Origin of the sequence: Agromyces sp. H66 (assembly GCF_004959775.1) — a bacterium.
Classification (GTDB): Bacteria; Actinomycetota; Actinomycetes; order Actinomycetales; family Microbacteriaceae; genus Agromyces.
Map to the genome: position 1 here is coordinate 20312 of NZ_SJZG01000009.1, position 25957 is coordinate 46268.

The 25957-nt window shown below is 71.1% G+C and carries 31 protein-coding genes; 16 read left to right on the forward strand and 15 right to left on the reverse strand.

Features of this window, described 5'->3' with window-relative positions; translation table 11 throughout:
- Positions 1-9 precede the first annotated feature (9 nt).
- Positions 10-390 carry a metalloregulator ArsR/SmtB family transcription factor gene (locus tag EZM51_RS14700; RefSeq protein ID WP_136709071.1) on the reverse strand — a complete coding sequence of 127 codons (381 nt, stop codon included), beginning with the start codon at positions 388-390 and terminating at the stop codon, positions 10-12.
- A gap of 106 nt (positions 391-496) precedes the next feature.
- Here EZM51_RS14700 and EZM51_RS14705 point away from each other — a divergent pair, with 106 nt between their 5' ends.
- Together EZM51_RS14705 and EZM51_RS14710 are read left to right on the forward strand one after the other, a co-directional pair.
- Entirely contained in the window at positions 497-1840 is a 1344-nt protein-coding gene (locus EZM51_RS14705; RefSeq protein WP_136709072.1) for an NAD(P)-binding domain-containing protein, read from the forward strand.
- A gap of 29 nt (positions 1841-1869) precedes the next feature.
- Positions 1870-2163, forward strand: coding sequence for a hypothetical protein (locus EZM51_RS14710; protein ID WP_136709073.1), 294 nt, complete (start codon positions 1870-1872; stop codon positions 2161-2163).
- On the opposite strand, the gene EZM51_RS14715 is transcribed toward EZM51_RS14710, so the two are convergent.
- Both EZM51_RS14715 and EZM51_RS14720 read right to left on the reverse strand, forming a co-directional pair.
- Positions 2160-2573: a DUF2834 domain-containing protein gene (locus EZM51_RS14715; protein WP_136709074.1), complete on the reverse strand. Its 414-nt coding sequence runs from the start codon at positions 2571-2573 to the stop codon at positions 2160-2162. The genes EZM51_RS14710 and EZM51_RS14715 overlap by 4 nt on opposite strands.
- Before the next feature lie 37 nt (positions 2574-2610).
- A complete protein-coding gene (locus EZM51_RS14720) occupies positions 2611-3198 on the reverse strand; it encodes a dihydrofolate reductase family protein (RefSeq protein ID WP_136709075.1) in 588 nt (195 codons plus the stop codon).
- A gap of 151 nt (positions 3199-3349) precedes the next feature.
- Between EZM51_RS14720 and EZM51_RS14725 the strand changes: the two genes are divergently transcribed.
- The 3 genes from EZM51_RS14725 to EZM51_RS14735 all read left to right on the forward strand — a co-directional run bounded on the left by EZM51_RS14725 (position 3350) and on the right by EZM51_RS14735 (position 5444).
- Entirely contained in the window at positions 3350-4282 is a 933-nt protein-coding gene (locus tag EZM51_RS14725; RefSeq protein WP_136709076.1) for a metalloregulator ArsR/SmtB family transcription factor, read from the forward strand.
- Between the two features lie 80 nt (positions 4283-4362).
- Positions 4363-4776 (forward strand): arsenate reductase ArsC, encoded by a 414-nt coding sequence (locus EZM51_RS14730; protein WP_136709077.1) that lies wholly within the window; start codon positions 4363-4365, stop codon positions 4774-4776.
- Between the two features lie 2 nt (positions 4777-4778).
- Positions 4779-5444, forward strand: a complete 666-nt coding sequence (locus tag EZM51_RS14735; RefSeq protein ID WP_211195932.1) for an arsenate reductase ArsC — start codon at positions 4779-4781, stop codon at positions 5442-5444.
- Between the two features lie 92 nt (positions 5445-5536).
- On the opposite strand, the gene EZM51_RS14740 is transcribed toward EZM51_RS14735, so the two are convergent.
- Together EZM51_RS14740 and EZM51_RS14745 are read right to left on the reverse strand one after the other, a co-directional pair.
- Positions 5537-6325, reverse strand: a complete 789-nt coding sequence (locus EZM51_RS14740) for an MIP/aquaporin family protein (RefSeq protein ID WP_136709079.1) — start codon at positions 6323-6325, stop codon at positions 5537-5539.
- A gap of 47 nt (positions 6326-6372) precedes the next feature.
- On the reverse strand, positions 6373-7557 hold the full coding sequence (locus EZM51_RS14745) for an MFS transporter (protein WP_169053932.1): 1185 nt from the start codon (positions 7555-7557) through the stop codon (positions 6373-6375).
- 194 nt (positions 7558-7751) lie between these two features.
- Between EZM51_RS14745 and EZM51_RS14750 the strand changes: the two genes are divergently transcribed.
- From EZM51_RS14750 to EZM51_RS14775, 6 genes are all read left to right on the forward strand, one after another.
- Positions 7752-8720 carry a PstS family phosphate ABC transporter substrate-binding protein gene (locus EZM51_RS14750; protein ID WP_136709081.1) on the forward strand — a complete coding sequence of 323 codons (969 nt, stop codon included), beginning with the start codon at positions 7752-7754 and terminating at the stop codon, positions 8718-8720.
- 101 nt (positions 8721-8821) lie between these two features.
- The gene (gene pstC, locus EZM51_RS14755; RefSeq protein ID WP_248305674.1) at positions 8822-9715 is read left to right on the forward strand and encodes a phosphate ABC transporter permease subunit PstC; all 894 of its coding nucleotides are present in this window, start codon (positions 8822-8824) and stop codon (positions 9713-9715) included.
- Positions 9715-10629, forward strand: a complete 915-nt coding sequence (gene pstA, locus EZM51_RS14760) for a phosphate ABC transporter permease PstA (protein ID WP_211195933.1) — start codon at positions 9715-9717, stop codon at positions 10627-10629. Before pstC ends, pstA begins: the two co-directional genes overlap by 1 nt.
- An 89-nt stretch (positions 10630-10718) precedes the next feature.
- Entirely contained in the window at positions 10719-11489 is a 771-nt protein-coding gene (gene pstB / locus EZM51_RS14765; RefSeq protein ID WP_211195937.1) for a phosphate ABC transporter ATP-binding protein PstB, read from the forward strand.
- On the forward strand, positions 11486-12259 hold the full coding sequence (locus EZM51_RS14770; RefSeq protein WP_136709084.1) for a response regulator transcription factor: 774 nt from the start codon (positions 11486-11488) through the stop codon (positions 12257-12259). Before pstB ends, EZM51_RS14770 begins: the two co-directional genes overlap by 4 nt.
- Before the next feature lie 70 nt (positions 12260-12329).
- Positions 12330-12992 (forward strand): cation transporter, encoded by a 663-nt coding sequence (locus EZM51_RS14775; RefSeq protein WP_136709085.1) that lies wholly within the window; start codon positions 12330-12332, stop codon positions 12990-12992.
- 3 nt (positions 12993-12995) lie between these two features.
- Here the strand turns inward: EZM51_RS14775 and EZM51_RS14780 are convergent, their stop codons facing one another.
- From EZM51_RS14780 to EZM51_RS14790, 3 genes are all read right to left on the reverse strand, one after another.
- Positions 12996-13985 (reverse strand): arsenate reductase ArsC, encoded by a 990-nt coding sequence (locus EZM51_RS14780; RefSeq protein ID WP_248305675.1) that lies wholly within the window; start codon positions 13983-13985, stop codon positions 12996-12998.
- Positions 13986-13988: 3 nt separating this feature from the next.
- A complete protein-coding gene (locus tag EZM51_RS14785; RefSeq protein ID WP_136709086.1) occupies positions 13989-14321 on the reverse strand; it encodes a metalloregulator ArsR/SmtB family transcription factor in 333 nt (110 codons plus the stop codon).
- Between the two features lie 119 nt (positions 14322-14440).
- On the reverse strand, positions 14441-15100 hold the full coding sequence (locus EZM51_RS14790; protein WP_136709087.1) for a hypothetical protein: 660 nt from the start codon (positions 15098-15100) through the stop codon (positions 14441-14443).
- Between the two features lie 118 nt (positions 15101-15218).
- Here EZM51_RS14790 and EZM51_RS14795 point away from each other — a divergent pair, with 118 nt between their 5' ends.
- A complete protein-coding gene (locus EZM51_RS14795; RefSeq protein ID WP_248305676.1) occupies positions 15219-15803 on the forward strand; it encodes a GIY-YIG nuclease family protein in 585 nt (194 codons plus the stop codon).
- Positions 15804-15843: 40 nt separating this feature from the next.
- On the opposite strand, the gene EZM51_RS14800 is transcribed toward EZM51_RS14795, so the two are convergent.
- The 5 genes from EZM51_RS14800 to EZM51_RS14820 form a co-directional block, all read right to left on the reverse strand.
- Positions 15844-16440, reverse strand: a complete 597-nt coding sequence (locus tag EZM51_RS14800; protein WP_136709088.1) for a DM13 domain-containing protein — start codon at positions 16438-16440, stop codon at positions 15844-15846.
- Positions 16441-16449: 9 nt separating this feature from the next.
- On the reverse strand, positions 16450-17367 hold the full coding sequence (locus tag EZM51_RS14805) for an NAD(P)-binding domain-containing protein (protein WP_136709089.1): 918 nt from the start codon (positions 17365-17367) through the stop codon (positions 16450-16452).
- Between the two features lie 150 nt (positions 17368-17517).
- A complete protein-coding gene (locus EZM51_RS14810) occupies positions 17518-17874 on the reverse strand; it encodes a cytoplasmic protein (RefSeq protein ID WP_136709090.1) in 357 nt (118 codons plus the stop codon).
- A 155-nt stretch (positions 17875-18029) separates the two neighbouring features.
- Positions 18030-18956 carry an EamA family transporter gene (locus EZM51_RS14815; protein ID WP_136709091.1) on the reverse strand — a complete coding sequence of 309 codons (927 nt, stop codon included), beginning with the start codon at positions 18954-18956 and terminating at the stop codon, positions 18030-18032.
- 44 nt (positions 18957-19000) lie between these two features.
- Entirely contained in the window at positions 19001-20542 is a 1542-nt protein-coding gene (locus EZM51_RS14820; RefSeq protein WP_136709092.1) for an FAD-dependent monooxygenase, read from the reverse strand.
- A gap of 85 nt (positions 20543-20627) precedes the next feature.
- Between EZM51_RS14820 and EZM51_RS14825 the strand changes: the two genes are divergently transcribed.
- Positions 20628-21866, forward strand: coding sequence for an AI-2E family transporter (locus tag EZM51_RS14825; protein ID WP_136709093.1), 1239 nt, complete (start codon positions 20628-20630; stop codon positions 21864-21866).
- 50 nt (positions 21867-21916) lie between these two features.
- Here EZM51_RS14825 and EZM51_RS14830 read toward each other — a convergent pair whose 3' ends face one another.
- The gene (locus EZM51_RS14830) at positions 21917-22732 is read right to left on the reverse strand and encodes a DNA/RNA non-specific endonuclease (RefSeq protein ID WP_248305677.1); all 816 of its coding nucleotides are present in this window, start codon (positions 22730-22732) and stop codon (positions 21917-21919) included.
- A 230-nt stretch (positions 22733-22962) separates the two neighbouring features.
- Here EZM51_RS14830 and EZM51_RS14835 point away from each other — a divergent pair, with 230 nt between their 5' ends.
- Positions 22963-24342: a pyridoxal-dependent decarboxylase gene (locus EZM51_RS14835; protein WP_136709094.1), complete on the forward strand. Its 1380-nt coding sequence runs from the start codon at positions 22963-22965 to the stop codon at positions 24340-24342.
- Between the two features lie 58 nt (positions 24343-24400).
- Here EZM51_RS14835 and EZM51_RS14840 read toward each other — a convergent pair whose 3' ends face one another.
- Complete coding sequence (locus EZM51_RS14840; protein ID WP_136709095.1) at positions 24401-24913, reverse strand: VOC family protein; 513 nt, start codon at positions 24911-24913, stop codon at positions 24401-24403.
- 117 nt (positions 24914-25030) lie between these two features.
- On the opposite strand from EZM51_RS14840, the gene EZM51_RS14845 reads away from it, so the two are divergent.
- Positions 25031-25402, forward strand: a complete 372-nt coding sequence (locus EZM51_RS14845; RefSeq protein ID WP_136709096.1) for a metalloregulator ArsR/SmtB family transcription factor — start codon at positions 25031-25033, stop codon at positions 25400-25402.
- Positions 25399-25866 (forward strand): SRPBCC domain-containing protein, encoded by a 468-nt coding sequence (locus EZM51_RS14850; RefSeq protein ID WP_136709097.1) that lies wholly within the window; start codon positions 25399-25401, stop codon positions 25864-25866. The genes EZM51_RS14845 and EZM51_RS14850 overlap by 4 nt, the downstream gene beginning before the upstream one ends.
- Positions 25867-25957 lie beyond the last annotated feature (91 nt).

Consider the following 25957-nt stretch of genomic DNA (forward strand, 5'->3'; position numbering starts at 1 on the left):
CGCCGCGAGTCAGACCGTGACGAGCGGCGCCGCCGCGGCATCGAGCGAACCCGGCACGAGCTTGTAGTACGCCCAGGTGCCGCGCTTCGAGCGGGTGAGGAACCCCGCGTCCATGAGGATCTTCAGGTGATGCGACACGGTGGGCTGGCTGAGGCCGACGGGCTCGATGAGGTCGCACACGCACGCCTCCTGCCCCTCGGATGCCGCGACGATCGACACCAGCCGCAGCCGCGCCGGGTCGGCGAGCGCCTTCAGCCGACGCGCGAACACCTCGGCGTCGTCGGCGCTGATGGTCTCGCGCGTGAGCGGTCCGCAGCACGCGACGGGAGCTGATGCGTCGAGAGCGATCGCCTCGACGCGAGGCACGAGCGTCAGATCGGTCACGGTCATGACGTCCACTCTACCCTGAACATTGACAAACTTCGATGGACGCGCCAAACTCGGAACATCGATGAACGTCAATACAGTGCGTTCCACGGCAATGTAAGGATGACGGATGACCCTCCTCGACCTCACTCCCCCGAAGCAGCTGGCCTCCCGCCTGCAGGGCCTGCCCGTCGCGATCATCGGCGCCGGCCCCATCGGGCTCGCGACCGCGGCGAACCTCGCCGATCGCGGCATCGACTTCGTGCTGCTCGAAGCCGGCGACCGCATCGCCGACAGCATCGAGCACTGGGGCCACATCCGGCTCTTCTCGCCGTGGAAGCACCTCGTCGACCCGGTGTCGAAGCGCCTGCTCGCCGAGACGGGGTGGCAGGAGCCGCCCGCCGACTCGCTGCCCACCGGCGCCGAGCTCGTGCGCGACTTCCTGATCCCGCTCGCCGACCTCCCCGCGATCGCCGCGCGCACCCGACTCGGCGTCACCGTCACCGACGTCTCCCGCGAGGGCATGGACCGCACGCGCACGAAGGGCCGGGCGCAGGCGCCGTTCCTCCTCCGCGTGAGCACCGCCGACGGCGTCGAGGAGCTCACCGCGCGCGCCGTCATCGATGCCTCGGGCACCTACCGCACGCCGAACAGCCTCGGCTCGTCGGGCCTCGACCCGCTCGGGCTCGCCGAGGTCGCCGACCTCGTGAGCCCGGCCATGCCCGACGTGCTCGGGCGTGAGCGCGACACGTTCGCAGGCCGCCACACGGTCGTCGTGGGCGCCGGTCACTCCGCCGCCAACACGCTGCTGAACCTCGCAGCTCTCGCCGACGAGGCGCCGGGCACCCGCATCTCCTGGGTCATCCGCAATGCCAAGGCGGTGCGCGTGACCACGTCGCCCGACGACGAGCTGCAGGCGCGTGCGTCCATCGGCGCTCGCGTCGACGCGCTCGTCGCATCGGGTCGCATCGAGGTCGTCGACCGGTTCGAGATCGTGCGCCTCGCGCGCACGGGCGAGGGCGAGGCATCCGGCCTGCGCATCACCGGCCGTCGCGGCGACGGACTCGAGACCCTCGAGGCCGACCGAGTGGTGAACGCCACCGGCTTCCGCCCGAACCTCGGGATGCTCCGCGAGATCCGCCTCGAACTCGACGACATCGTCGAGGCGCCCAGGCGCCTCGCGCCCCTCATCGACCCCAACGTGCACAGCTGCGGCACGGTCGCACCTCACGGCTTCGCCGAGCTCACCCAGCCCGAGCGCGACTTCTTCATCGTCGGCATGAAGAGCTACGGCCGGGCGCCGACCTTCCTCCTCGCGACGGGCTACGAGCAGGTGCGCTCGGTGACGGCCTGGCTCGCGGGTGACGCGGCCGCCGCGCGCAACGTCGAACTCTCGCTGCCCGCGACAGGCGTGTGCTCGAGTGGGGCGGCGAGCACAGCGGAGGGATCAGCGGCGTCGAGCTGCTGCAGCTGAGTGGCGTGGTCGTGAACGAAGCTCCCCTGGTGACGAGCCCAACCGACGACCCCGCGCGGCACATCACGGCGCCCCGACTCGCCGCTCTCCGGATCCTCACCGCAGCGGGGCCGATCGACGAGGCCGGTATCCGGGACGCGTGGCGTGCGAGCCGACCCGGCATGTCGCCGCGCCATGTCGGGGCGCTGCCCCGGATGATCCGGCACCTGCTCTGGCGACTGGAGATCCTCGGATGGATCACCGAAGGCGAGCACGGCTGGGAGCCCACGGACCTCGGCAGGAGCGTCCTCGAGAGTCGCTCCCGGTCGACCGAGCCGGACTAGGACGAGCCACCGGATGCCGCGGAGCCGGTCGAGTCCGGTCGGCCCGCGGCATCCGGTCGGCCCGCGACATCCGTCACCTCGACGGACCGTGCGTTCAGTGCGCGCTGCCGCATCGCGAGGAACAGCGGGAACGTGAAGGCGAACGCCGTGACGCCCGCCCCGACGACGTAGAGCCAGCCCAGGCGCATGCCGAGGCGGCGCGCCTCGACGATGATGAACACGCTCCCGGCCGCGGCGGCGACGAGCAGGTCGACCGTGATCGACGAGACGGCCGGCCCGCTCGTGAACAGGTCGCCCAGGTAATTGCGCGACTCCGCGATCGCTCGGATGTTGAACCACCACGTGCCGACGAGGCCGGCGACGGCCAGCAGCAGGTAGACGACGGCGAGCGGGCTCCAGTGCCTGGTCATGCACCCAGTGTGGCGGATGCCTCCGCCATCGCGACGATCAGTCGCCGGTCGGCGCTCGGTCCTCCTGCAGCGGTCCGACGACGTCGAAGCGCGCGGTGACGAACGCCCCGCTGGCCGCGGTCTCCACCAACCGCAGGTCCAACCGCCGAGGCAGCAGCGGGCGACCAGCGCCGAGCGTGACCGGCGCGATGGAGACGATCACCTCGTCGAGAAGTCCGGCGTCGGCGAACTGCCCGGCGAGGTCTCCGCCCCCGATCACCCAGATGCCCGACTCGCCCGCTGCGGCACGCAGGTCCGCGTAGACGTCGGCCACCGATCCGGCGGCGAATCGGATGTCGGCGCCGGGGAAGCGAGGAAGGTCACGAGTGCTCATGACCCATGACGGCTGGGAGTAGAACCACGGCTCTCCCGTTCGCTCCAAGTGGGCGAGGATCCAGGCGTAGGTCGTCGAGCCCATCACGATCGCGCCGATCTTCTCGATGAAGTCGTCGTAGTTCTGCGGGCCGCGCTTGTCCTGGTCCTGGCGCAGGAGCCAGTCGAGGGAGTCGTTCTGGTCGGCGAGGAAGCCGTCCAGAGTGGTGGCGGTGTAGTAGGTCACGGTGGGCGTGCGTCGTTCGGTGGTCATCGACGTCTCCTCACATCGTCGGTCGGTCGGTCGGTCGGGCGATGCGCCTGATCGGCGCAACGTCAAGCCTTGCCGATCACGGGCGGCTCGCCATCCTCCGAACGGGGGACCTCCGACGGGTCGACCACGGTTCGCGAATAGACTTCGGTCTATGGATGGGATCGACTCGGCACGCGGCATCCGGGTGCTCACCGACCCCACCCGGCTGCGCATCCTCGAGCTCATCCGCGAGAGCCCCGACGGCCGCGCCCTCGTGGGTCGGCTCGCCACCGAGCTCGGCCTGCGCCAACCCACCGTGAGCCATCACGTGAAGACGCTCCTCGACGAGGGCGTGCTCGAGCGCGAACCGGAGGGCCGCCAGGTCTGGTACTCGATCGCGCCCGACGCCGCGCCGCGGGTCGACGAGCTGGTGACGACGGATGCCGCGACGACGGCGTCCGACGAGGTGCTCGAGCGCGTGGCATCCGACCTGGCCGCGCGGTTCGCGGGCGTCTTCTCGCGCGAGACCGTCGAGCGCTACGTACGCGAGAGCCACGACCTGCTCGCGGAGCGCGCGCACATCACCCGGCACCTCCCGTCGCTCACGTCGGCGTTCGCGGCCGACCGGCTGGCGGCGCTCGCGGCCATCGCACGGCAGGACGCGGTGCCGCAGGGCGAGGAGCCGCCCGAGGTGCTGTTCGTCTGCGTGCAGAACGCCGGACGCTCGCAGATCGCGGCGGCGATCCTGCGGCAGCTCGCGGGCGACCGGGTGCGCGTGCGCACGGCCGGATCGGAGCCCGCGAGCGCCGTGAAGTCGACCATCGTGCAGGCGCTCGACGAGATCGGCGTGCCGATCGGCGGCGAGTTCCCGAAGCCGCTCACCGACGAGGTGGTGCGCGCCTCCGACGTCGTGATCACGATGGGCTGCGGCGACGCCTGCCCGATCTACCCGGGCCGGCGGTATCTCGACTGGGAGCTCGACGATCCGGCGGGACTCCCGCTCGCCCGGGTGCGCGAGATCCGCGACGACATCGAGGCGCGCGTGCGGGCACTGCTCGGCGAGCTCGGCGTGGGCGCGGGTGGGAGTGACGCGAACCCTCGGTGACGACGTGCGGCCGCGGCATCCGCTCGTTGGCTAATTGATAGATCACGGTCTATGCTTTTAATGTCGAAAGTGAGGGACCAATGACCGTCGCCACCAAGCCCACCGTCCTGTTCGTCTGCGTGCACAACGCCGGCCGCTCGCAGATGGCCGCCGGCTACCTGCGCGAGCTCGGCGGCGACCGCGTCGAGGTGCTCTCCGCCGGCTCGGAGCCGAAGGACCGGATCAACCCGGTCGCGATCGAGGCCATGGCCGAGGAGGGCATCGACATCGCCGGCAACACACCGAAGATCCTCACCACCGAGGCCGTCAAGGAGTCCGACGTCGTGATCACCATGGGCTGCGGCGACGCCTGCCCGGTCTTCCCGGGCAAGCGCTACGAGGACTGGGAGCTCGAGGATCCGGCGGGCAAGGACCTCGAGACCGTGCGTCGCGTGCGCGACGACATCCGCGGTCGCGTCGAGTCGCTCCTCGCCGAGATCGCCCCGGCGGCCTGACCGTGAGCGAGCTCGCCACGGCGGGACGCCGCGGGCTCCCGGGCCTCGCCTACCCCGAGCGCTACCTGCACGACCTGGCGCTCGACCTCACCGCGCGATACGACGGCACGTTCAACGCCGAGACCGTCGAGCGGTACGTGCTCGAGTCGTACACCGCGCTGCTGCGCACCGCCACGGTGAGGGCGCACCTCGCGAACCGGGTCATCCGCTTCGCGACCGACCGGCTCACGGCGCTGGCCCAAGCCAAGGGCGCGATCGCGCACGACGTGCCCGAAGTGCTCTTCGTGTGCGAGCAGAACGCCGGACGCTCGCAGATGGCGGCGGTGCTCACGCACGCGCTCGCCGGCGACCGCGTGCACGTGCGGTCGGCCGGGTCGATGCCCGCCGCCGACCTGAACCACGCCGTCGTCGTCGCCCTGCAGGAGGTCGGACTCGACGTCACGCAGGCGTTCCCGAAGCCGCTCACCGATGACGTCGTGCAGGCGGCCGACGTCGTGGTCACCATGGGTTGCGGCGACGCGTGCCCCGTCTATCCGGGCAAGCGATACCTCGACTGGAAGCTCGACGACCCCGAGTCCCTGTCGCTCGATGAGGTGCGGCGGGTGCGCGACGAGGTGCGGGCGCACGTCGAGGCGCTGCTCGCCGAGCTGGGGATCGACGGCCGCTGAGCCGGGCCTCGACCGATCGATCGAGGCGCTGCGATCGAGGTGGCGCGAACCGACCCGGCCGAGCCACCCCCGCCCGACTCGACCCCGCCGCGCTACCGAACGGACGAGGTGTCGGCGAGTTCCTCGACCGGCGCGCCGGCCGGCGCGGGGAACAGCGCGCTCACGAGCACGACCCCGACGGCCGCGCCGACCAGCTGCGCGCCGAGGAACGCGGCGGCCGAGGCCGGCGAGATCCCGGCGAAGGTGTCGGAGAAGATCCGCCCGACGGTCACGGCCGGGTTGGCGAACGACGTGGAGCTCGTGAACCAGTAGGCGGCCCCGATGTACGCGCCGACCACGGGCGCGACGATCGCCGCGCGACCCGTGCGCACGAGCGAGAAGATCGCCGCGACGAGCCCGGCCGTCGCGACGACCTCGGCCACGAGGCTGCCGGCGCTCACCCGCTCGGTCGTGGCGATCGAGGTTTCGACACCGAACATGACGTTCGCGAGCACGGCGCCCGAGATCCCGCCGGCCACCTGCGCGAGGACGTACGGCCCGAGGTCGTGCAGCACGAGGCCCGCCCCCCGGCGGCGGCCGAGCACATGGTCGGCGGCCGAGACCACCGGGTTGAAGTGGGCGCCCGACACCGGCGCGAACATCGCGATGAGCACGGCGAGGCCGAGCGCGGTCGCGAGGCTGTTCTCGAGGAGCTGCAGCCCGGCGTCGTCGGGCGAGAGCCGCGATGCCGCGATGCCCGATCCCACCACCACGGTCACGAGCAGTCCCGTGCCGAGGAACTCGGCGAGGAGCCGCCGCGGCAGCCAATCTGCGGCGACGGGCGGCGCGACGGACGGCGCGACGGATGACGCGGGGCGGATCTCAGGGCGGTCGGCGCTCATCTCGGCGACTCCATTCCATAGACGTGAGTCTATGGAATGCTAGCGCGTCAGCTGAACCGCGCCGTCACCACGGCGACCACCGCCGCGCCCGCCATCAGCGCGACCATGCCCGAGAACGATCCGACACCCGCCGCGACGGCCGGCCCGATGGCCGGCGTGAGCGCGGCCGCGATCGTGATGGGCGCGGCGAAGGCGCCGTTGATCGCGCCGTAGTTGCGAGTGCCCCACCGGTCGGCCACGGCCGAGGCCTGCACGAGCGTGTACGCGCCTCGGACGGCGCCGGCGACGACGCCGATCGTGATGAGGAGCCACGCCGGTCCGGGCACGAGCGCGAGCGTGGCGAGCGCGGCCGCCGCGAGCGCGGCCACGCTCGCGACGAGCGCCCACGCCGGTGCGCGGTGCGGCCGCACGAGGAAGAGCAGCCGGCCGATGAGCTGGCCGGCACCGATGAGGCCCAGGCCGAGCGCGGCCGACTCGAACGTGAGGCCCTTCTCCGTGAACAGCGGCACGGCGGCGAGCGTGGCACTGAGGAGCGACACGGTGAGCACGATCATGGCGACCTCGAGGAACCAGAACCTGCGCGTACGGATGACCCCGACGAGCGTGTGCGAGGGAGCATCGTCGTGTGCACGCGGCAGGTGCGCCCACGAGCGCTCGAGCGAGAACCAGTGCAGCGGCACCGTGGTCACGGCGAGAACCCCCGCGAGCACCACGAACGTGCCGCGCCAGTCGAGCACCCCGAGCAGCAGCGCGGTCACGGGCGCGAAGACGGTGGAGGCGAGTCCGCCGGCCAGGGTGACGACGGTCAACGGCGTGTGCCGCCGGTCGCCGTGCCGGCGCGTGATGACCGTGAACGCCGCTTGGTAGAGCACCGATGACTGCGCGACGCCGCAGACGACCCAGCCGGCGGCGAACACCAGCGGATCGGGCGCGAGCGCGACGACGACGAGACCGGCGGTGCCGGTGAGCGCACCGACCGTCATGACGATCCTCGGTCCCCGCTCGTCGAGCAGGCGCCCGACGACGACGCCCGAGACGGCCGAGACGACCAGCCCGCCAGAGAAGGCCGCGGTCACGGCGACGAGCGACCAGCCGGTGTCGTCGGCGACCGCGGGCGCAGCGACGATGAGGGCGTAGTAGAGGATGCCCCAGCTCACGACCTGGCCGAGCGACAACGCAGCCAGCCGCACGGGATGCCGCGCGGTCACGACGGGATCGACGAGCCGGCTCACCCGATCCAACGTAGCGGCTGCATCGATGATTGTCGATATTGCGATCCGGAGGCCCTTGATGAGACGTACGTCTCTGTGACACCGAGCTGTGCCGCACTGTTCACCCCGAGTTCACTTAGACGATCTTCTATGTGTTGAGCCGGACGTCGGCATCACATTCAACCGAGGCCCCCGCCTCCCCCGGAAGGATCACCGTGTCTTACCGTTCTCTGAAACTCGCAGGGCTCAGCGCCACCATCGCTGCCGCCGCCCTCGTCCTCACCGCGTGCGGCGGCCAGCCCGCCGACGGCACCGGCGTCGCTGACGGCGACGGACTCAGCGGCTCGGTCGTCGCCGACGGCTCGTCGACCGTCGCCCCCCTCACCGAAGCGGCCGCCGACCTCTTCCGCGACGTCGAACCCGGCGTCAACGTCACGGTCGCCACCTCGGGCACCGGCGGCGGCTTCAAGAAGTTCTGCGCCGACGAGACCGACATCTCCGACGCCTCCCGCCCCATCAAGGACGAGGAGGCCGCGCTCTGCGCCGAGGCCGGCGTGGAGTTCACCGAGATCGTCATCGCGAACGACGGCCTCTCGGTCGTGGTGAACCCCGAGAACGACTTCGCGCAGTGCCTCACGGTCGAGCAGCTCAACACGATCTGGGCACCCGAGGCGGAGGGCACGATCACGAACTGGAACCAGGTCGACCCCTCGTTCCCCGACCTCCCGCTCGCGCTCTTCGGCGCCGGCACCGACTCGGGCACGTTCGACTACTTCACCGACGAGATCAACGGTGAGGAGGGCGCCATCCGCGCCGACTACAGCCCCTCGGAGGACGACAACATCATCGTCCAGGGCGTCGCGGGCGACGAGGGCGCCATGGGCTTCCTCGGTCTCTCGTACGTCGAGGAGAACCCCGACTCGATGAAGGCCCTCCAGGTCGACGGCGGCGAGGGCTGCGTCGCCCCGAGCGAGGAGACCGTGCGGGACGGCAGCTACTCGCCGCTCGGCCGTCCGCTGTTCATCTACGTGAACAACGCGTCCTACACCGACAAGCCGCAGGTGAAGGCCTTCATCGACTTCTACGTGGAGAACGAGGCCGAGGTCGCCGAGGCGGCGCTCGTGATCGGGCTGACCGAGGAGCAGAAGGCCACGGCTCAGGACGAGCTCGCGACCCTCGGCTGACGACGCTGATGCTGGCTGACACCACGGCCCCGGGTACCGAGGCCTCCACGACCGCCAGCACGGGCGGCCCGACGACATCGTCGGGCCGCCCGCCTCGGTCGTTGTTCGCCGGACGACCTCGTCCCGGCGAAGCCGTCATCAGGCTCGTGCTCCGGCTCGCGGCCGGGGTCGCGATCGTCACGACGATCGGCATCCTGATCGCCCTGCTCATCCCGGCGATCGGCTTCTTCCGCGAGGTTCCGGTGGTCGACTTCCTCTTCGGCGACCGCTGGGCCCCGCGGTTCGCGGATGCCTCGTTCGGTGTCATCCCGCTCGTCACCGCGACGGCGTGGACCACCGCCATCGCGCTGCTGGTGGCGGTGCCGCTCGGCCTGGGCGCCGCGATCCTCCTCTCCGAGTACGCACGTCCGGGACTGCGAAAGGTCTTGAAGCCGATCCTCGAGGTCCTCGCGGGCGTGCCGACCGTGGTCTACGGCTTCTTCGCCCTGCAGTTCATCCAGGCGACGGTGTTCCGTGAATGGCTCCAACTCGACACCGGCGCGTTCAGCGTGCTCGCCGCCGGCCTCGTGATGGGCATCATGATCATCCCGACGATCGCGTCGATCTCCGAGGACGCGATGTCGGCAGTGCCTATGTCGCTGAGACAGGGTTCGGCCGCGCTCGGCGCGAACCGCATGCAGACGAGCCTTCGCGTCGTGTTCCCCGCCGCGCTCTCGGGCGTCATGGCCGCCGTCGTGCTCGGCATCTCCAGGGCGGTCGGCGAGACCATGATCGTCGCCATCGCCGCCGGCAACCAGGCACGCATCGTCACGGGCCCGCTCGAGCAGGGCCAGACGATGACCGGATTCATCGCGAGCGCCGCCCTCGGCGACTCGCGCGTCGGCTCACTCGAGTACGACACCCTCTACGCCGTCGGCCTGTTGCTGTTCGCGATCACCCTGCTCGTGAACTTCATCTCGATCCGACTCGTCCGCCGCTTCCGACAGGCCTACTGATGATGCGTTCACTCCAGGACTCCCTCGCCGGCGCCCCCACGATGCCGCTGAAGACCGGCGAGGCGCCGCGCGAACGGCGACCGGGCCCACTCATCTTCCTCGTCCTCCTGTGGCTGAGCCTCCTCATCGCGGTCGTCTTCCTGGTCACCCTCATCGTGAACATCGTGCTCGAGGGCGGCAGCCGGTTCGGCCTCGCCCTGTTCACCGAGTACCCGGCGTCGTCACCCGATCGGGCGGGTGCCCGACCGGCGATCCTCGGGTCGATGTGGGTCATCGGCACGACGGCCGTCCTCACGATCCCGGTCGGCGTCGCCGCCGCGGTGCACCTCGAGGAGTTCGCCGACAAACGGCACTGGTTCAACCGCGCCATCGAGCTCAACGTGCAGAACCTCGCGGCGGTGCCGTCGATCGTGTACGGCCTCCTGGCGCTCGCGTTCCTCTCGCTCCTCGGCGTGCGCGACAAGAACATCGTCATCGGCGGCGCGCTCGCGCTGAGCTTGCTCATCCTGCCGGTGATCATCATCGCCACGCGGGAGGCGATCCGCGCGGTGCCGTCGGAGATCCGCGACGGCTCGCTCGCTCTCGGCGCCACGAAGTGGCAGACCACGTGGCGACAGGTGCTCCCCGCTTCCGTTCCCGGCATCGCGACCGGCTCGATCATCGCGCTCTCCCGCGCGCTCGGCGAGGCGGCACCCCTGCTGCTCCTCGGCGCGCTGGTGTTCGTGAGCTTCGACCCCAACGGACTGCTCAGCGGCTTCACGACGCTGCCCATCCAGATCTTCAACTGGACCGGCCGCCCACAGGAGGGCTTCCACGAACTCGCCGCCGCCGCGAGCATCATCCTGCTCGGGCTCCTGCTGCTCATGAACGGGCTGGCCATCTACATCCGCAACCGATACCAGAAACGGTGGTAACTCCCATGTCCAGCTCCGCAGACTCCGCGCCCATGCACCTGCGCGCGACCCAGTCCGGCGCCGTCGGGCCGGTCGTGACGCGGCCGGTGATGCGCGTCGAGGGCGTCGACGTGTACTACGGCGACTTCCGCGCTGTGACCGACGTGAACCTCGAGTTCGGCCTGAATGAGATCACCGCGCTCATCGGCCCTTCGGGTTGCGGCAAGTCGACGCTGCTCCGGTCGCTGAACCGCATGAACGACCTCATCGACGGCGCCCGGGTCGAGGGCGAGATCCTCTTCCACGGCGAGAACATCTACGGCAAGGGCGTCGACCCGATCGAGGTGCGGCGGCGCATCGGCATGGTCTTCCAGAAGCCGAACCCGTTCCCGAAGTCGATCTACGACAACATCGCCTACGGGCCGCGGGTGACGGGCATGAGGGTCGACTCGATGGACGACCTCGTCGAGGAGTCGCTCACGCGCGCGGCGCTCTGGGACGAAGTGAAGGACAAGCTCAAGCAGTCCGCCCTCGGCCTGTCGGGCGGTCAGCAGCAGCGCCTCTGCATCGCCCGGGCGATCTCGGTGCGCCCCGACGTCATCCTGATGGACGAGCCCTGCGCCTCGCTCGACCCGATCGCGACCATGCGCATCGAGGACCTCATGCAGGAGCTGCGCGAGCAGTACACGATCGTGATCGTGACCCACAACATGCAGCAGGCTGCCCGAGTCGCCGATCGCACGGCGTTCTTCACCGCGCAGGTCTCGGAGGGCACGGGCGCCCGCACGGGCGTGCTCGTCGAGTACGGCACGACCGCGCAGATCTTCGAGGACCCGCAGGACCAGCGCACCGAGGATTACATCTCGGGACGCTTCGGATGACCACCGGGCGCCCGGGCGTGCTCGGCTCGACGCCGGGGGAGCTCGCCTACGCCCACCTCGGCGCGACCCGCGTGGCCGGCGCGGTGCCGAGGTGGCCGGCGCGACTTCTGTTCATCGAGTCGCCGTCGGCCCCGGGGCATCCGGGCGACGGCCTCGCTCCGCACGGGCTCGAGGTGCGCGGGTACGACGACGGCATCGGCGCGCTCCTCGCGCTGGCCGAGGAGGACCCGGTCGCGCTGGTGGCGCCCACTGATCTGGCTCACGTCGACTTCCTCAGCTTCGTCGAGGGCGTGACGGCGATGACGGATGTCGCGGTCATCGTCGGCCTCGGAAGCCACGACGCCGCGCACGAGCTCGCCTTCCAGGCCCTGCAGCGCGGTGCCCGTTCCATCCTCGCCCTGCCGAGCACGTCGGAGCAGCTGCTGTCGGCGGTGCGGTCGTGCGGCATCCGGGCCGTGGCCGCGGGCCGGATGCTCGAGATCGGCGAGCTCCGGCTCGATCCGCAGTCGTTCCGCGCCACGGTCGCGGGGCACGTCGTCGAGCTCACGCCGCGCGAGTTCCTGATGGTGCAGCACCTCATGCTCGAGAGCCCGCGCGTGGTCTCGGTCGAGGAACTCGCGCGGGCACTCGCGACGTACGACGACGGCAGCATCTCGGCGACTCGCGTGCTCGTGACCCGGGTGCGCAAGAAGCTCGAACGAGCCGCGCCCGGCGCCGGCCACGTCATCGAGACGGTACGCAGCATCGGCTACCGCATCAGCACCGACTGATCGAGAGCCCCGCGCCGGACCTGTGGCCCCGACATCCGGCGACCAGGCGGGCGGGTTAGCATCGGGAATGATGACCGCCGCCATCTCCGACGAGCGCCGCGCGACGCTGCACCGCCGCGTGCGCCTCATCGTCGCGTTCACGATCGGCTACAACGTCATCGAGGCGATCGTCGCCCTCTCGGCCGGCGCCGTGGCGTCCTCCGCCGCGCTCATCGGCTTCGGCCTGGACTCGGTGATCGAGGTGCTCTCGGCGATCGCGGTCGCCTGGCAGTTCACGCGCAGGGATCCCGAGCGCTGGGAGAAGCCGACCGTGCGTGCGATCGGCATCGCGTTCTTCGCACTGGCCGCCTACGTGATCGTCGACGCGCTGCTCACGCTCGCGGGCGTGCAGCAGGTCGAACACAGCCCGCTGGGCATCGGCATCGCGACCGTCAGCCTGCTCGTCATGCCGGCGCTCGCGTGGATCGAGTTCCACACGGGGCGCGAGCTCGGCTCGCGCAGCGTCATGGCCGATTCGAAGCAGCTGTTGCTCTGCATGTACCTCTCGGGCACGGTGCTCGTCGGTCTGCTGCTCAACTCGCTGTTCGGCTGGATGTGGGCCGACTCGGTGGCCGCACTGGTCGTCGCCGGACTCGCGATCCGCGAGGGCGTCGAGGCGTGGCGCGGCGACGTCGAGTCGCCGCTCGAGGTGCTGGAGGCGCTCGGCGAGCAGGAGCGGCCCGACGGGGACTGACGGCTACGAGCGAGCGGATGCCGCGAGCCCGAGTCCGTCGACGAGCTCCTCCACGTGGCGCGCGATCTGGTCGCGGATCGCTCGCACCTCTTCGATCGAGCGGCCGGCCGGGTCGCCGATCTTCCAGTCCAGGTAGCGACGACCGGGGTACACGGGACACGCGTCGCCGCACCCCATGGTGACCACGACGTCGGCGGCCTGCACGACTTCGTCGGTGAGCGGCTTCGGGAACTCGCTCACGATTGGCACGTCGATCTCGTCGAGCACGCGCACGACGAGATCGTCGATGGTCGCGGCGGGCTGTGAGCCGGCGGTGCGCACGTGCACGCGATCGCCCGCCCTTCGTCGTAGCAGGCCCGCGGCGAGCTGCGAGCGTCCAGAGTTCTGCACGCACACGAAGAGCACTTCCGGTGTGCCGGTGAGGTCGAACCCCTGCGCGGCGGCGAGCGCAGCCAGACGCTCGCTCGCGAACCGGCTGGTGAGCGACGGCAGGTGCCGCGTGGTCTTGGCGCGGGCTCGCAGCAGGTCGTAGCTCTCGGCGACGTACCGCTCCACCGTCTCGTGGGAGAAATGGGCGCTGAAGCGATACGCCAACCGGTCGGCCGTGCGCCGAATGGGCACGGGCACGTCGGCGATGGCGGTCGCCGACGCCGGCGAGGACGTCGACGGCTTCACGTAGGCGGACTTGCCCGCGAGCAGCCGCCCGAACCGCACCCACGCGTCGGGCGATGGCGTGAACCGCACGTCGGTGCCGCCGGGCAGGCTGACGACGAGGACCGCCGCAGCCAGAGCCTCGAGGTGCGCGGCCACCACGGGCACGTCCAGCTCGACGAGCGCGGCGATCGACGGCACGGTGTTCTCAGCATCGGGCCGGTTGGCGAGCACGCTCATGATGCGAAGCCGGTCGGGGTCGGCGAGCGCCGCCACCTGGGTGGCGCGTTCGAGGGCGCCCGCGGCGTCGAGGGGCGCCGGCCGGTCGGACGGCGCGGTCACCGTTCAGCCCAGGAGGTCGTCGATCTCCGCGATGCGGTCGGGTGCGACCGAGTACCACGCGAACTTGCCACGCTGTTCCCGCACCACGAGTCCGTCGTCGGACATGAGCCGGAGGTGGTGGCTGATCGTCGGCTGGCGAAGTCCGATGCGCTCCGCGAGCTCGCCGCTGGTGGCTTCGCCATCGGGCGAGCTGCGGATGATGCTGAGCAACTGCAGCCGGGTCGGGTCCGCGACGGCGCGCAGCGTGCGGGCGAGCGACTCGGCCGCCGCGCGGTCGAGCCGAGGTCCGGCGGGTTCTCGGGAGACTCCGGGCACATCGCTCGCTGCTGCCGCCATGCGCCGGAGTCTAGCCGAGGCGTGCAAACGGCCATCATCCCGCTCCAAATCATAGATGGTTATCTATGGGAATGCTACGGCCGAGGCATCCGCGGGTCAAACGCAGCGCGGAACCGGCCTCACCACGCCCCGAACGAGTCGTCGAGCTCGTCGCGCTCCTCGCGCCGGCGCACCACTTCGCGGAGGTCGCGCTCGAGGTCGAGCGACACCTCGCGCATGCGCTCGTCGCGCTCGCGCAGATAGGCCTCGTCGATCTCGATCTCGGGCCACTCCCGGGCGAGCCGCTGCTCGATCACCCCCGCGAGCTCGCTCCACGCGTCGTCACGGGCACGTTCGGCGAACTCGGCGAGGTAGTCGGGATCGCCCCGCAGTTCCGAAAGGCGCGCGGCGACGGCCTCGTTCACGCGTTCGCGGAGCCGCAGGTTCCACGAGTCGGTGCGGTGGTAGTCGTGCTGATGGCGCGCGCGGCCCTCGCGCCGGGCGGCCTCCTCGCGCTCGTGCGCCGACCACTCGGCGACCTCGTCCATCTCCTGCACGAGTTCGTGCAGCACCTCGCGGGCCGCCGCGGCGGCCCGGTCGGCGTCGTACGGTTCCTCGCCGCGCAACGCCATCACGATGATGCGGTTCTTCAGCGCCATGCGGGCCGCCGACTCCGCGACGAGCAACCCCTCGGCGAAGGACTCCTCGAACGTGAGGGGTTCGGGCTCGGGCAGCTTCGCGCGGTCGAACGGCGCGAACTTGGCGCCCCTGCGCTTGCGCCGCCACTGCCAGATGGGCATCCGCTGCTCGCCTCTCGCCTCGAACGTCCGTGTCCGCCGCCGCCGTGCGGTCGGAGATCGAGCCTATCGCGAGGCCCGGCCGGGAGGCCCTGTCAGCGGACGCGCGTAGCCTGCCCCCATGGGTGAGGTCGGAGTCGACGGATGCCGCTGCGTCGTCGTCCTGGCCGACGGTCGCGCCTGTGCGCAGCCCGTCGAGGCCGGCGCTCCCGTGAGCCTCTGCACCGAGCACCTGCTCGTCGCCCACGACTGGGTCGCACGTGAAGCAGGAGTCACCGACCTGCTGCCGGCACCCTGCGCGGCGTGCGGCTCCCCGGTCGGCGTGCGGTACCCGTCGGGATGGGTCTGCGCCGAGTGCGAGTGGCGGGTCGGCGACCGGCCCGACGACGAACTCGTGCGGCCGGTGGTCGAGGTGGTCTACTACATCCGGTATCGCGACCAGGTGAAGATCGGTACGTCGATGAACCCGCGCCTGCGCCTCGCGACGCTCCCCCACGACGAGGTGCTCGCGTTCGAGCGCGGCGGGCGGGCCCTCGAACAGCGCCGGCACGCGCAGTTCGCCGCTCACCGATACGCGGGCACCGAGTGGTTCGCCGTGCACGACGCACTGCTCGCGCACGTCGACGAGTTGCGTGAGGGCGTCGACGACCCGTGGTCGCAGTACGGCCGTTGGCTGAGCCGGGCGCTCGCGCGGGGCGGGGCGTAGCGCCGCCCGCTTGCCGACGCGCGCCGGCGAGTGCGGCCGGTCAGCTCGCGGTCAGCGCCGCGGCGCCGAACGACACCGCGAACTGCACGCACCACAGGTCGACCGTGGGGTACGCCGACAGGTCGACGTCGGCCGGGATGTCGTAGACCTGGTTGCCCTGGTTGCCCTTGATCAGCCCGAGGTCGACGTACGGGTGCCCGCCCGCGGTGAACCAGCCGTCGAAGCCCTCGACCACGGGACCCGCGCTCAGCCATACGTGCACGTCGGGGCCGTTCGTGGTGTCGAGGTTCTCGATCGCGAGCTGGCGCGAGCCGTCGGGCAGTCGGATCACGCGCACCGTGCCGGTGGTCTCGTGCTCGTGGCTGATCAGCGTGCCTCGCGACAGCTCCACGGGACCGGCGGGCGGTGGCGGCGTCGACGGCGAGGGGGACTCGCCCGCGGCCGGCGACGCGGTCGCGCCTGCGCTCGGCTCCGACGTGGGGGCCGCCGACGCGAGCGGGATGTCGTCGTCGACGCGCACGTCCACGAACAGCAACCACGGCTGGAACACGAGCGCTGCGGCGATGGCCAGCGCGACGACCGCGCCGCCGCCGATCCACCACCAGAGGCGGCGACGCGAGCCCGGGGCATCCGTCATCGTCGCTCCTCAGATTCCGGGATCGAACCCGGCGACGTGACCGTCGCCCGGCACGAACTTCACGACCAGGCTGCAGTCCTTGTCGCCATAGCCCTCGTCGATGAGCTGGTCGAACTCCTGCAGGGCGAGCCGCGCCGCGGGCATGTTCAGCCCCGCCTGCTCACCCGCGGCGACGGCGAATGCGAGGTCCTTGTCGGCGAGCTGCGTCGTGAACGTCGCGTCGAAGTTGCGGTTCGCCGGACTCGTCGGTACCACGCCGGGCACGGGGTACCACGTGCGCAGCGGCCACGAGTCGCCCGACGAGACCGAGGCGACCTTGAAGAACGTCTCGGGGTCGAGCCCGAGACGGGCCGCGAGTTGCGTGCCCTCGGCGACGCCGAGGAGCGAGACGAAGAGCATGAGGTTGTTCGCGAGCTTCGCCGCGATGCCCATGGTCGGCCCGCCGACCTGGAACACGTGCCCGGCCATCGGCTCGACGAGCCCGGCCGCCTCGGCCACCGACGCCTCGTCGCCGCCGAGCATGAAGGTGAGGGAACCGGCGTGCGCCCCCGCGATGCCGCCCGAGATCGGCGAGTCGACGAACCGGAAGCCCCGCTCGGCCGCGCCCTCGTGGCACCAACGGGACGTCGCGACATCCACCGTCGAGGTGTCGAGCAGCAGCGCCGAGGTGGGCGCGCTCGCCCAGATGCCGTCGTCGCCGCCGTACACCGCCCGCACGTGCTCGTTGCGCGGCAACGAGGTGAAGACCGCATCGACGCCCCGCACCGCCTCGGCGACCGAGTCGGTGAGCTGCACGCCGCGCTCGGCGGCCGCGGTGCGCGCCTCGGCGACCGGGTCGACGCCGCGCACGGTGTGCCCGGCATCGACGAGGTGCCCCGACATCGGCCCGCCCATGTTGCCCAACCCGATCCAGGCGATGGTCGCCATGGCCCCTCCCGACGTCGTCGACGCGAAGCGCGTGCGCTACGGGACCGACCGGTGCCCGCGCCTCCCACGATACGGACGCGTCAACGGGCGGGCAACGGAACCGGATGACGGAACGATGACGGATGCGCGAGGCCTGCATCAGAACCGGACTCAGCTCGACGGGCCGAGCGGCCCGGGGCCCGCCGCCTCGCCACCGGTCGCTGCGGGCTCCCTGAGCTCGACGAAGATGACGTGCGTCTCGGTGTCGCCGATGTTCTCGCCGCTGTGCTCCTGCGCGCCGAGCCACCTCGCCGCGCCAACCGGCAGCTCGACCTCGGCGACGCGATCGTCGACGGTGAGTCGGCGGCGGAAGGAGCTCAGCGTGACCATGACGCTGTCGGGGTGGCGGTGCGGCGTGGTCTTCGCGCCGGGCGCGTCCCGGTATTCGAGCACGCGCACGCGGTCGTTCTCGAAGACCACCCGGTAGAGATCGGCATTCGTGACCGTCGGGTCCTGCGAGGCATCCATGGGCGCACGGTACACCCGACCGCGGAAGCCGCGCGATCCCGTCGAGAGCATCGACTCTACGCGGGATGTCGCGTCCGCTGCGCCACGAGTGCGCGCTCTGCGCCATTCTGGCTGGCGCAGAGGGCGCCGAAGTGGCGCAGCGGAGCGGTGGCGGGCTACGCCATGCCCTCCGCGGTCTGCTCGAGGTCGCTCTTCGGGCGCTCGCGCTGGGTCGCGATCGCCGTGCCCGCCGCACCGCACACCACGCCGATGGCGATCACCTCCAGGAGGGTGAACGTCTCCGACAGCACCAGCCAGCCGAACACCGCCGCGATCACCGGCCCGAAGCTCGTGATGATCGCGTAGAGCCGCGAGGTGATACGCCGCAGGATGAACGTGTCGAGGCTGTACGGCAGCGCCGACGAGAGCACGCCCACGCCGACGAGCAGGCCCGCGACCCGCCAGTCGATCGCCGCCGGGTCGAACGTCGCGATCGCGAACGGCAGCAGCAGCGCGAGGCTCACGATGCTCGCGACCGTGAGTCCCTCGAGGCCGGGCAGTCCCACCGCCACGCGTCGGGTGAGCACGATGTAGGCGGCCCAGCTCGCCGCGGCCGTCAGGGCGAGTGCCACGCCCCACGGGTCGATCGCCGAGGCATCCGACGATCCGGGTCCGATGAGCAGCACGACGCCCGCACCCGCGGCGAGCGCGCACGCCACGTCGAGCAGCCGTCGCGACGTCGCGAGCGCCAGCGCGAGCGGACCGAGGAACTCGATCGTCGCGGCGATGCCGAGTCCGAGCAGGTGCACCGACTCGTAGAAGCTCAGGTTCATGGCCGCGAGCACCACGCCCAGGAGCACCGCCGGCCAGAGCCTCCGCCACGTGAGCTCGGCGCGCTTCGGCCGGTAGAACGGCAGCACCGCCACGACCATGACGAGTTGGCGCACGGCGACGACGACGAACGATCCGACGATCGGGATGACGAGGCCCGCGAGCGACGACCCGAGGTTGATCGACACCTCGGTGCCCAACTGCGTCGCGGCGCCCGTGAACCGCCGGCGACGGATCGCGGCATCCGTCTGGTCGTGGTCGTCAGGTCGCACCAGATGACGATACGCGCCCCGGGCGCAGGACGCGGCATCTACGGTCAGCCCGCGAGTTGCTCCCGGAACGCCGGAGGACCACCGGGCACGGCGATGGCGGATGCCGCGGCCGCGACGAATCCGTCGGGACGCACAAGGTAGACGAGCGACGGGTCGAGCCGGCCGAACGGGTCGGATGGGAACGCATGCCACTCGAGGCCGAGCGACTCGGCGATCGAGCGCACCTCGCGCTCATGCACCCCGTAACCGTGCACCTGCCACGTCATCGAGCGGAGCACGCCGAAGTTGGAGCCCGTCCACTGCAGACGGCGGCCCACGACCGGGTCGCGCCGGGTTGTGCGGTCGTCGTCGCGAGCCGACATCCGGTAATGCACGCGGGTCTGCGAGATGAAGCCGAAGATGCGCCCGCCCAGCACCCGCGGCAGCAGCCACAGCACCACCGGCCCCAGCCGCGGCAGTGCCTGCGCACGCAGGAACCGGGCGAACCGGGACTCCGATGTCGCCTCGCTGAAGAGCCGATCGGTCGTGGCGACCAGTGTCCGGCCGACGGGGCGCCGCTCGATCTCGTACCGGTCGAGTCGACGATCGGGCATGCCGCCGACGATCACGTCGGCGAGCGCGCACGCGAGGTTGTGGGCCTCCTGCAGTCCGGTGTTCATGCCCTGGGCGCCCACCGGCGAGTGGATGTGCGCCGCATCGCCGACGATGAAGCAGGGTCCGTCGCGGAATCGCGCCGCCAGCCGGTGGTGCACCCGGTAGGTGGTGAACCACGAGGCATCCGCGTACTCGACGCCGAACTCGCGGCGCAGGAGCGCGCGCACGTTCGGCTCCGGGAGCAGGCCGTCGCCGTCGAGGTCGACGTCGCGCACCACGCCGAGGAGCCGCATCCGCCCGCCGCGCATCGGGAACGCGAGCAACACGTGGCGTTCGGTGAACCGCACGTTGATCGAGCCGTCGACGAGCCCGGTCACGTCGGCGGCATCCGCGATGTAGAACGTGTTCGCATTCGTCACGCCCTCGAACGGAATGCCGAGCGACTCGCGCACGACGGAATGCGAGCCGTCGGCCCCGACGCAGTAGCGGGCACGCACGATGGTCGCGCCGTCGGGTCCGTCGAGGGTCGCGGTGACGGATGCCGCACCGCCGGCGTCGCCGTCGACGACGTCGAGCCGCTCGACCCGGTGCCGCCAGAGCACCTCGCGTCCTGCCTCGGCGAGTACGTCGACGAGCAGCCGCTCGTTCGCGCTCTGCTCGAACACGGTGATCTCGGTGTACGGCGAGAGGCCCGCGCCGATGCCGCGGAACTCGACCCGGCCGAACGCGCGGCGCCCGGCGCCCGGCACGATCCCCGTCGCGGGCGACCGCTCGGCGAGCACCCGGTCGACGAGCCCGAGCTGCTCGTAGATCTCCATCGACCTCGCCTGCACGCCCAGCGCGCGCGACTCGCGCGTCGGGCCGTCCTTGCCGTCGACGATGATCGCGTCGACGCCGAGCTTCGCGAGGCAGGCCGCGAGCATGAGCCCGCTCGGGCCGGCGCCCACCACGAGCACGTCGGTCCGGAGCTCCTCACCCGCCGCATCGGCCATGCCTCAACTCTCGCACCACGTGGCATCCGCTCGCTATGGTGGGCACGAGCGCGGGTCGGGGGGCGGCTCGCGGAGCGGAGTCCTCATGTGGTGGACCAGAAGGCGATCATCGAAGGCGTCGCCCGCGACGGAGGCCGCGGACGAGGCCGTACCCCTCGAGTCCGAGGGTCGGGAGCATCGCAACGCGTTCATCCTCGCGGGCCTCGGCGGCGCGGTGCTCGCGACGTTCGGGATCGCCGCCATCGGCTCGATCTTCGCGCCGGTGTTCTTCGCCCTCGTGTTGACGATCTGCGTGCACCCCCTGCGCGTGGCACTCGAGCAGCGTGGCGTCCCACGCGGACTGGCCACCGGGTCGGTCATCACGGCGGTGTTCCTGCTGCTGCTCGTCTTCGGCTACGCGGCCCTCGTGGCCTTCGGCCAGTTCGGCGAGCTGCTGCCGCAGTACGGGCCGCAGCTCCAGGCGGCCGCCGAGGCCTTCGCCGTCTGGCTCGAGTCGATCGGCATCAACGCCGATCCGGTCGCGGAGGCGGCGGCGAACTTCGATCCGGTCGCCGTCGTCGGATTCGTGGGCGACCTCTTCGGGAGCCTCGCCGGCCTGGTCTCGGTGCTCGTGATCATCTTCACGATGCTGCTGCTGATGGCCATGGATGCCGCGTTCCTGCCGACCCTGCTGCGGCAGATGCGGCCGTATCGTCCGCTCACCGTGACGGCGCTCTCGAACTACGCGACGAACGTGCGCCGCTACATGGTCGTGACGACCCTGCTCGGGCTCGCCCAGGGACTCATCAACTGGTTCGCGCTCGTGCTGCTCAGCGTGCCCGGCGCATTCCTCTGGGGGTTGCTGTCGTTCCTCTGCAGCTTCATCCCCAACATCGGGTACTTCATCGCGATCATCCCGCCCCTCGTCTTCGGCGCGCTCGAGGGCGGTTGGCCCACGGTCATCGCCATCATCGTCGTCTACGGCATCGTGAACGCGGGTGTGCAGTCGGTCGTGCAGCCGCGGGTCGTCGGAAACGCCGTCGCGTTGAGCCAGAGCATCACCTTCTTCTCGGTGCTGTTCTGGGCGATCGTCATCGGCCCGATCGGCGCGATCCTCGCGATTCCGCTCACCCTGCTCGTGCGGATGCTGCTGGTCGACTCCCATCCGTCGATGTCCTGGATGCGACCGGTGCTCGGCGATCTCGACGAGACGAAGGTGATCATGGCCGAGTCGGACGCGGAGTTGAAGGCCGCCCGCAGGGCGCGGAAGGCCGGGCGACGGCCGGCTGGGCGACCGCCGGCTGGGCCACGGCCGGCGGGCCAAGCGCCGCCCGGCGAGGGCTGACCGGCGAGCGCCGCCTGGCGAGGGGTGACCGCGGGCCGCCGCGTCAGGGCTCAGAGCATGATGTCGCCGGGCTGCTCGATGCGCCGCCAACCGACTCCGGCGATGGCGGGCGGCATCCGGTCGGCAGCGACGAGGTCGCGCATCACGAGCCCCGTGAGCGCGGCGATGTCGGCGATCGGCACCTGGAACGTGCGGAACGGGCCGAGCGGCGGCGCCTCGCCCGGCTCGGGCTCCCGCACCTCGGCCGTGTCGACGAGCGGGGCCTGGTCGACCACGAACCCGACGGCGGCGAGCTCGTCGCCGGTGCGTCCGGTGCCCGTCGACCACGCGGCGACCTTCCAGAACCGCAGGGGCACGCGGATGCCGCGGTACGACGGATCCCCGGCGGCGAGCACCGGGGCCGTGAACACGCTGAGCTTCAGCTCGTGCGCCCGGGCGTGCTCGAGCACGTGGTCTTCGAGGCCGAGCCACAGCTCCTTCGACTGGTTGAAGCCCGATGCCTGCGGCGCCGCGTTGGGGTAGCGGAAGGTGTCGGCGTTCGCGCGCGCCGCCACCTCGGGGCTGCCCCACACCGGGTCGCGCCGGCGCACGAGGTGGCCGCGATCGAGGTCGTTGGCGGCATAGACCTCGGGTCCGGCCTGCCAGTCGGCCGGAATGCGATCGTCGAGTTGCCAGCGGTCGCCGCGTTCGACCTCCACGAGCCGCGCACCGTCGACGTTCACGCCCGTGACCCGCGCGAGCCGCCTGGCGCAGTCGAGCAGCACCGTGAAGTGCAGGTAGTCGAGCTCGACGGATGTCGCGGCATCCGCCTCCCCCACCCGCGGCATCGCCGCGACGACCCCCAGGAACTGCGCGTCGAAGCCCATGTCCACACTCGACCACGGACCGCCGACACCCTCGATCCCCCGGCAACGACGAGGCGCCGTGCCGGTGTCGCCGTTCGACGCAGGAATCCGGCAGGTCGGAGCCACCGTACGCACGATCAGCGCGTCGGATGCCGCATCCGTTGCCCGATTTTGCGGCTGCGGCATCCCTCGTGCGACCCTTCTCTGGGCCCGCGGGCGCCCCCGCCCCGCCGCCACGAGAGGATCACCCCATGGAATCGCAGGCCACCCGCATGCACGCGGTCACCGACGAGACCGCGAAGATCGTCGACCTCGTGCTCGACTACTCGCGCCGCCGCATCCTCGCGAGCGACACCCCGCTCGACAAGCCGATCTCGGAGTTCGAGCTCGACCGGCTCGCCGGCCGAACGATCGACGAGCGCGGCATCGGCGCCCGGCGCGCCCTGGCGCTCTTCGAGCACGTGCTCGCCCCCGCGTGCATCACGACCGATCACCCGCAGTACCTCTCCTTCATCCCGACCGCGCCGACGAAGGCCGCGATCGCCTTCGACCTCGTCGTCTCGGCGAGCGCGCTCTACGGCGGCTCGTGGCTCGAGGGCGCCGGCGCGGTGCACGCCGAGAACGAGGTGCTCGCCTGGCTCGCGGGCGAGTTCGGGCTGCCGGCCACGGCCGGTGGCGTGTTCGTGCAGGGCGGCACGCTCGGCAACCTCTCGGCGCTCGTCGCCGCCCGCGAGGAGGCGCGCCTCAGGTCGAGCGAGCGCGGAGGGGATGCCCCGGGCCGATGGAAGGTGGTCTGCAGCGCCGAGGCGCACTCCTCGATCGCCTCGGCCGCGCGCGTCATGGACATCGAGGTGGTGCCGGTGGACCCGGGCCCCGACGGCGTGCTGCGGGGCGACGCCGTGCGTGCTGCGCTCGCCCAGCACGGGGCATCCGTCTTCGCCGTGGTGGCCACTGCCGGCTCGACGAACTTCGGCATCGTCGACGACGTCGCCTCGATCGCCGCCCTCAAGGACGAGTTCGACTTCTGGCTGCACGTCGACGGCGCCTACGGCCTCGCCGCGATGCTCTCGCCGCTCGCGCGCGACCGGTTCGCGGGGGTCGAGCTCGCCGACTCGCTCATCGTCGACCCGCACAAGTGGCTGTTCGCGCCGTTCGACGCGTGCGCGCTCATCTACCGCGACCCCGAGGCCGGGCGTCGTGCGCACACCCAGCACGCCGAGTACCTCGACACGCTCACCGAGACGAGCGAGTGGAGCCCGTCGGACTACGCGGCGCATCTCACCCGCCGGGCCCGCGGCCTGCCGTTGTGGTTCTCGCTCGCGACGTACGGCGGGGCCGCGTACCGCGACGCGATCTCGAGTTCGATCCAGCTGGCGCGCGACATCGCGCGTGAGATCACGTCGCGCGAGTCGCTTCGGCTCGTTCGTGAACCGCAGCTGTCGGTCGTGGTGTTCGAGCGCGAGGGCTGGTCGCGGGAGGACTACGCAACGTGGTCGGCGCGACTCCTCGACGAGCAGCGCGCGTTCGTGACGCCGAGCTCGCACGCCGGCCGGCCCAACACGCGGTTCGCGATCGTGAACCCGATGACGACGTTCGAGCAGCTCGTGGGGATCCTCGACACGATGGCGTGAGCCGAGCGGATGCCGCCGGCCGGCCGGGGACCCTCGCTCCGCGCCACGCGCACGCTGATCAGCGCAGGCCCTGCTCGCGATTCCAGGTCTCCATCTGCTCGGAGAACCCGGCATCGGCGAGTTCGGGCGGGCGACCGGCGGTGAAGATCACCACATTCCCGTCTGGGTCCGTCGTCGTCAGGTCGCGGGTGTTCCAGGGCGTCTCCATCGGTCCCTCGACGGTGCCCCCGCCGTGGGCACGGGCCCGGTCCGCCAACTCGTCGAGCTCGTCGTAGACGGCGGCGAAGCTGAGCGTGAGACCGGTTCCGGGCTCGACCGGGCCCGACGTCGGCCGCACCAGCACGTCCTGGAACTGCCACCTGCGCAGGTGCACCAGCATCGGGGCTCCGCCTGGTCCGGGTATCGCGAAGAGGCTGATGAATCCGAGGCCGTCGGTGTACCAGGACACGGTGGCGTCGAGGTCGGCCGCGAGGATGGTCGCGAACACGGGCATGCCGTAGATGTCGCGCGTGATCTCGGGGGCTCGGGCGCCCATTCGGGGCACCGGCACTGGTGAGCTGAGCGTGGTCATGCGACGAGTCTGAGCCTTGACGTTGCGTCAAGGTCAAGCGTCGATCGTCGGAGGTCGCGCACGCGACATCCGCATTGATCATTGAACTTTTCGGTTCAGTGTTCTACACTGAACCACATGGTTCAGCAACAGGCACTCGATCGGGCGTTCGGCGCCCTCGCCGACGAGACGCGACGGAACATCCTGACCCGCCTCGGCGACGGACCGGCGACGATCACCGAGCTCGCGGATCCGGCGGGCATCACCCTCACCGGCATCCGGAAGCACGTCGACGTGCTCGAGGCCGCGGGCCTCGTCACCACCGAGAAGGTCGGCCGCGTGCGGCAGGTCCGGCTCGGCACCGAGCGTTTGGACGACGCGATGGCATGGATCACCTTCTACCAGCGCCTCTGGGAGCGTCGATTCGACGGTCTCGAGGCCTACTTCACCCTCCGGGGCGGAGCGAACGACACGACCGGAACGAACGGCACGAAAGGAACGGAATCATGAGCGAGACCACCGAGACCATCGGCCTGCGGATGTCGCGGCAGTTGCCCGCGACGCCCGAGGAGGCCTTCGACGCCTACACCGACGCCGAGAAGCAGAAGATCTGGTTCTCGATCCTCGACGAGGAGCCCGGCGTGGTCGAGATCGAGGTCGACCTGCGGGTCGGCGGCACGCAGACCGCCGTGTGGGGCCCCGACCGCGACACGCTGTTCCGTGAGACGCAGACCTTCCTCGAGATCGATCGCCCGCACCGGCTCGTCACGGAATCGACGGGCAGCGACCCGAGCGGCCAGGAGATGACCACGCACGTGGTCGTCACCTTCGAGCCCAACGACGGCGGCACCCTGATGACGGTGGAGCAGACCGGCTTCCCGACGCCAGAGGTGCGCGACTTCTTCGAGTCGATGGTCTGGGTGGGCGCGTTCGACCGCATCGAGGCGTACCTCGTGCGCTCCGCGGGGGCGTGAGCCGCGACATCCGCGGTCCTCAACCGTCGCATTCTGCGGATATACGATCCGGCGCGCCGACCGGGCACCCGATCGGTCGGGGTGTCGGATC

Excerpts from the sequence above, each read along its gene's own strand:
- EZM51_RS14845 (WP_136709096.1), top strand. The coding sequence starts at position 25,031 with ATGGTTCAGCAACAGGCACTCGATCGGGCGTTCGGCGCCCTCGCCGAC.
- EZM51_RS14810 (WP_136709090.1), bottom strand. The coding sequence starts at position 17,874 with ATGGATGCCTCGCAGGACCCGACGGTCACGAATGCCGATCTCTACCGG.
- EZM51_RS14850 (WP_136709097.1), top strand. The coding sequence starts at position 25,399 with ATGAGCGAGACCACCGAGACCATCGGCCTGCGGATGTCGCGGCAGTTG.
- EZM51_RS14740 (WP_136709079.1), bottom strand. The coding sequence starts at position 6,325 with ATGAGCGCCGACCGCCCTGAGATCCGCCCCGCGTCATCCGTCGCGCCG.
- EZM51_RS14720 (WP_136709075.1), bottom strand. The coding sequence starts at position 3,198 with ATGACCACCGAACGACGCACGCCCACCGTGACCTACTACACCGCCACC.
- EZM51_RS14730 (WP_136709077.1), top strand. The coding sequence starts at position 4,363 with ATGACCGTCGCCACCAAGCCCACCGTCCTGTTCGTCTGCGTGCACAAC.
- EZM51_RS14835 (WP_136709094.1), top strand. The coding sequence starts at position 22,963 with ATGGAATCGCAGGCCACCCGCATGCACGCGGTCACCGACGAGACCGCG.
- EZM51_RS14795 (WP_248305676.1), top strand. The coding sequence starts at position 15,219 with ATGGGTGAGGTCGGAGTCGACGGATGCCGCTGCGTCGTCGTCCTGGCC.
- EZM51_RS14770 (WP_136709084.1), top strand. The coding sequence starts at position 11,486 with ATGACCACCGGGCGCCCGGGCGTGCTCGGCTCGACGCCGGGGGAGCTC.
- pstA (WP_211195933.1), top strand. The coding sequence starts at position 9,715 with ATGATGCGTTCACTCCAGGACTCCCTCGCCGGCGCCCCCACGATGCCG.
- EZM51_RS14705 (WP_136709072.1), top strand. The coding sequence starts at position 497 with ATGACCCTCCTCGACCTCACTCCCCCGAAGCAGCTGGCCTCCCGCCTG.
- EZM51_RS14840 (WP_136709095.1), bottom strand. The coding sequence starts at position 24,913 with ATGACCACGCTCAGCTCACCAGTGCCGGTGCCCCGAATGGGCGCCCGA.
- EZM51_RS14800 (WP_136709088.1), bottom strand. The coding sequence starts at position 16,440 with ATGACGGATGCCCCGGGCTCGCGTCGCCGCCTCTGGTGGTGGATCGGC.
- EZM51_RS14790 (WP_136709087.1), bottom strand. The coding sequence starts at position 15,100 with ATGCCCATCTGGCAGTGGCGGCGCAAGCGCAGGGGCGCCAAGTTCGCG.
- EZM51_RS14830 (WP_248305677.1), bottom strand. The coding sequence starts at position 22,732 with ATGGGCTTCGACGCGCAGTTCCTGGGGGTCGTCGCGGCGATGCCGCGG.
- EZM51_RS14820 (WP_136709092.1), bottom strand. The coding sequence starts at position 20,542 with ATGGCCGATGCGGCGGGTGAGGAGCTCCGGACCGACGTGCTCGTGGTG.
- EZM51_RS14775 (WP_136709085.1), top strand. The coding sequence starts at position 12,330 with ATGACCGCCGCCATCTCCGACGAGCGCCGCGCGACGCTGCACCGCCGC.
- EZM51_RS14805 (WP_136709089.1), bottom strand. The coding sequence starts at position 17,367 with ATGGCGACCATCGCCTGGATCGGGTTGGGCAACATGGGCGGGCCGATG.
- EZM51_RS14725 (WP_136709076.1), top strand. The coding sequence starts at position 3,350 with ATGGATGGGATCGACTCGGCACGCGGCATCCGGGTGCTCACCGACCCC.
- EZM51_RS14715 (WP_136709074.1), bottom strand. The coding sequence starts at position 2,573 with ATGACCAGGCACTGGAGCCCGCTCGCCGTCGTCTACCTGCTGCTGGCC.
- EZM51_RS14700 (WP_136709071.1), bottom strand. The coding sequence starts at position 390 with ATGACCGTGACCGATCTGACGCTCGTGCCTCGCGTCGAGGCGATCGCT.
- pstB (WP_211195937.1), top strand. The coding sequence starts at position 10,719 with ATGCGCGTCGAGGGCGTCGACGTGTACTACGGCGACTTCCGCGCTGTG.
- EZM51_RS14825 (WP_136709093.1), top strand. The coding sequence starts at position 20,628 with ATGTGGTGGACCAGAAGGCGATCATCGAAGGCGTCGCCCGCGACGGAG.
- EZM51_RS14785 (WP_136709086.1), bottom strand. The coding sequence starts at position 14,321 with ATGGCGGCAGCAGCGAGCGATGTGCCCGGAGTCTCCCGAGAACCCGCC.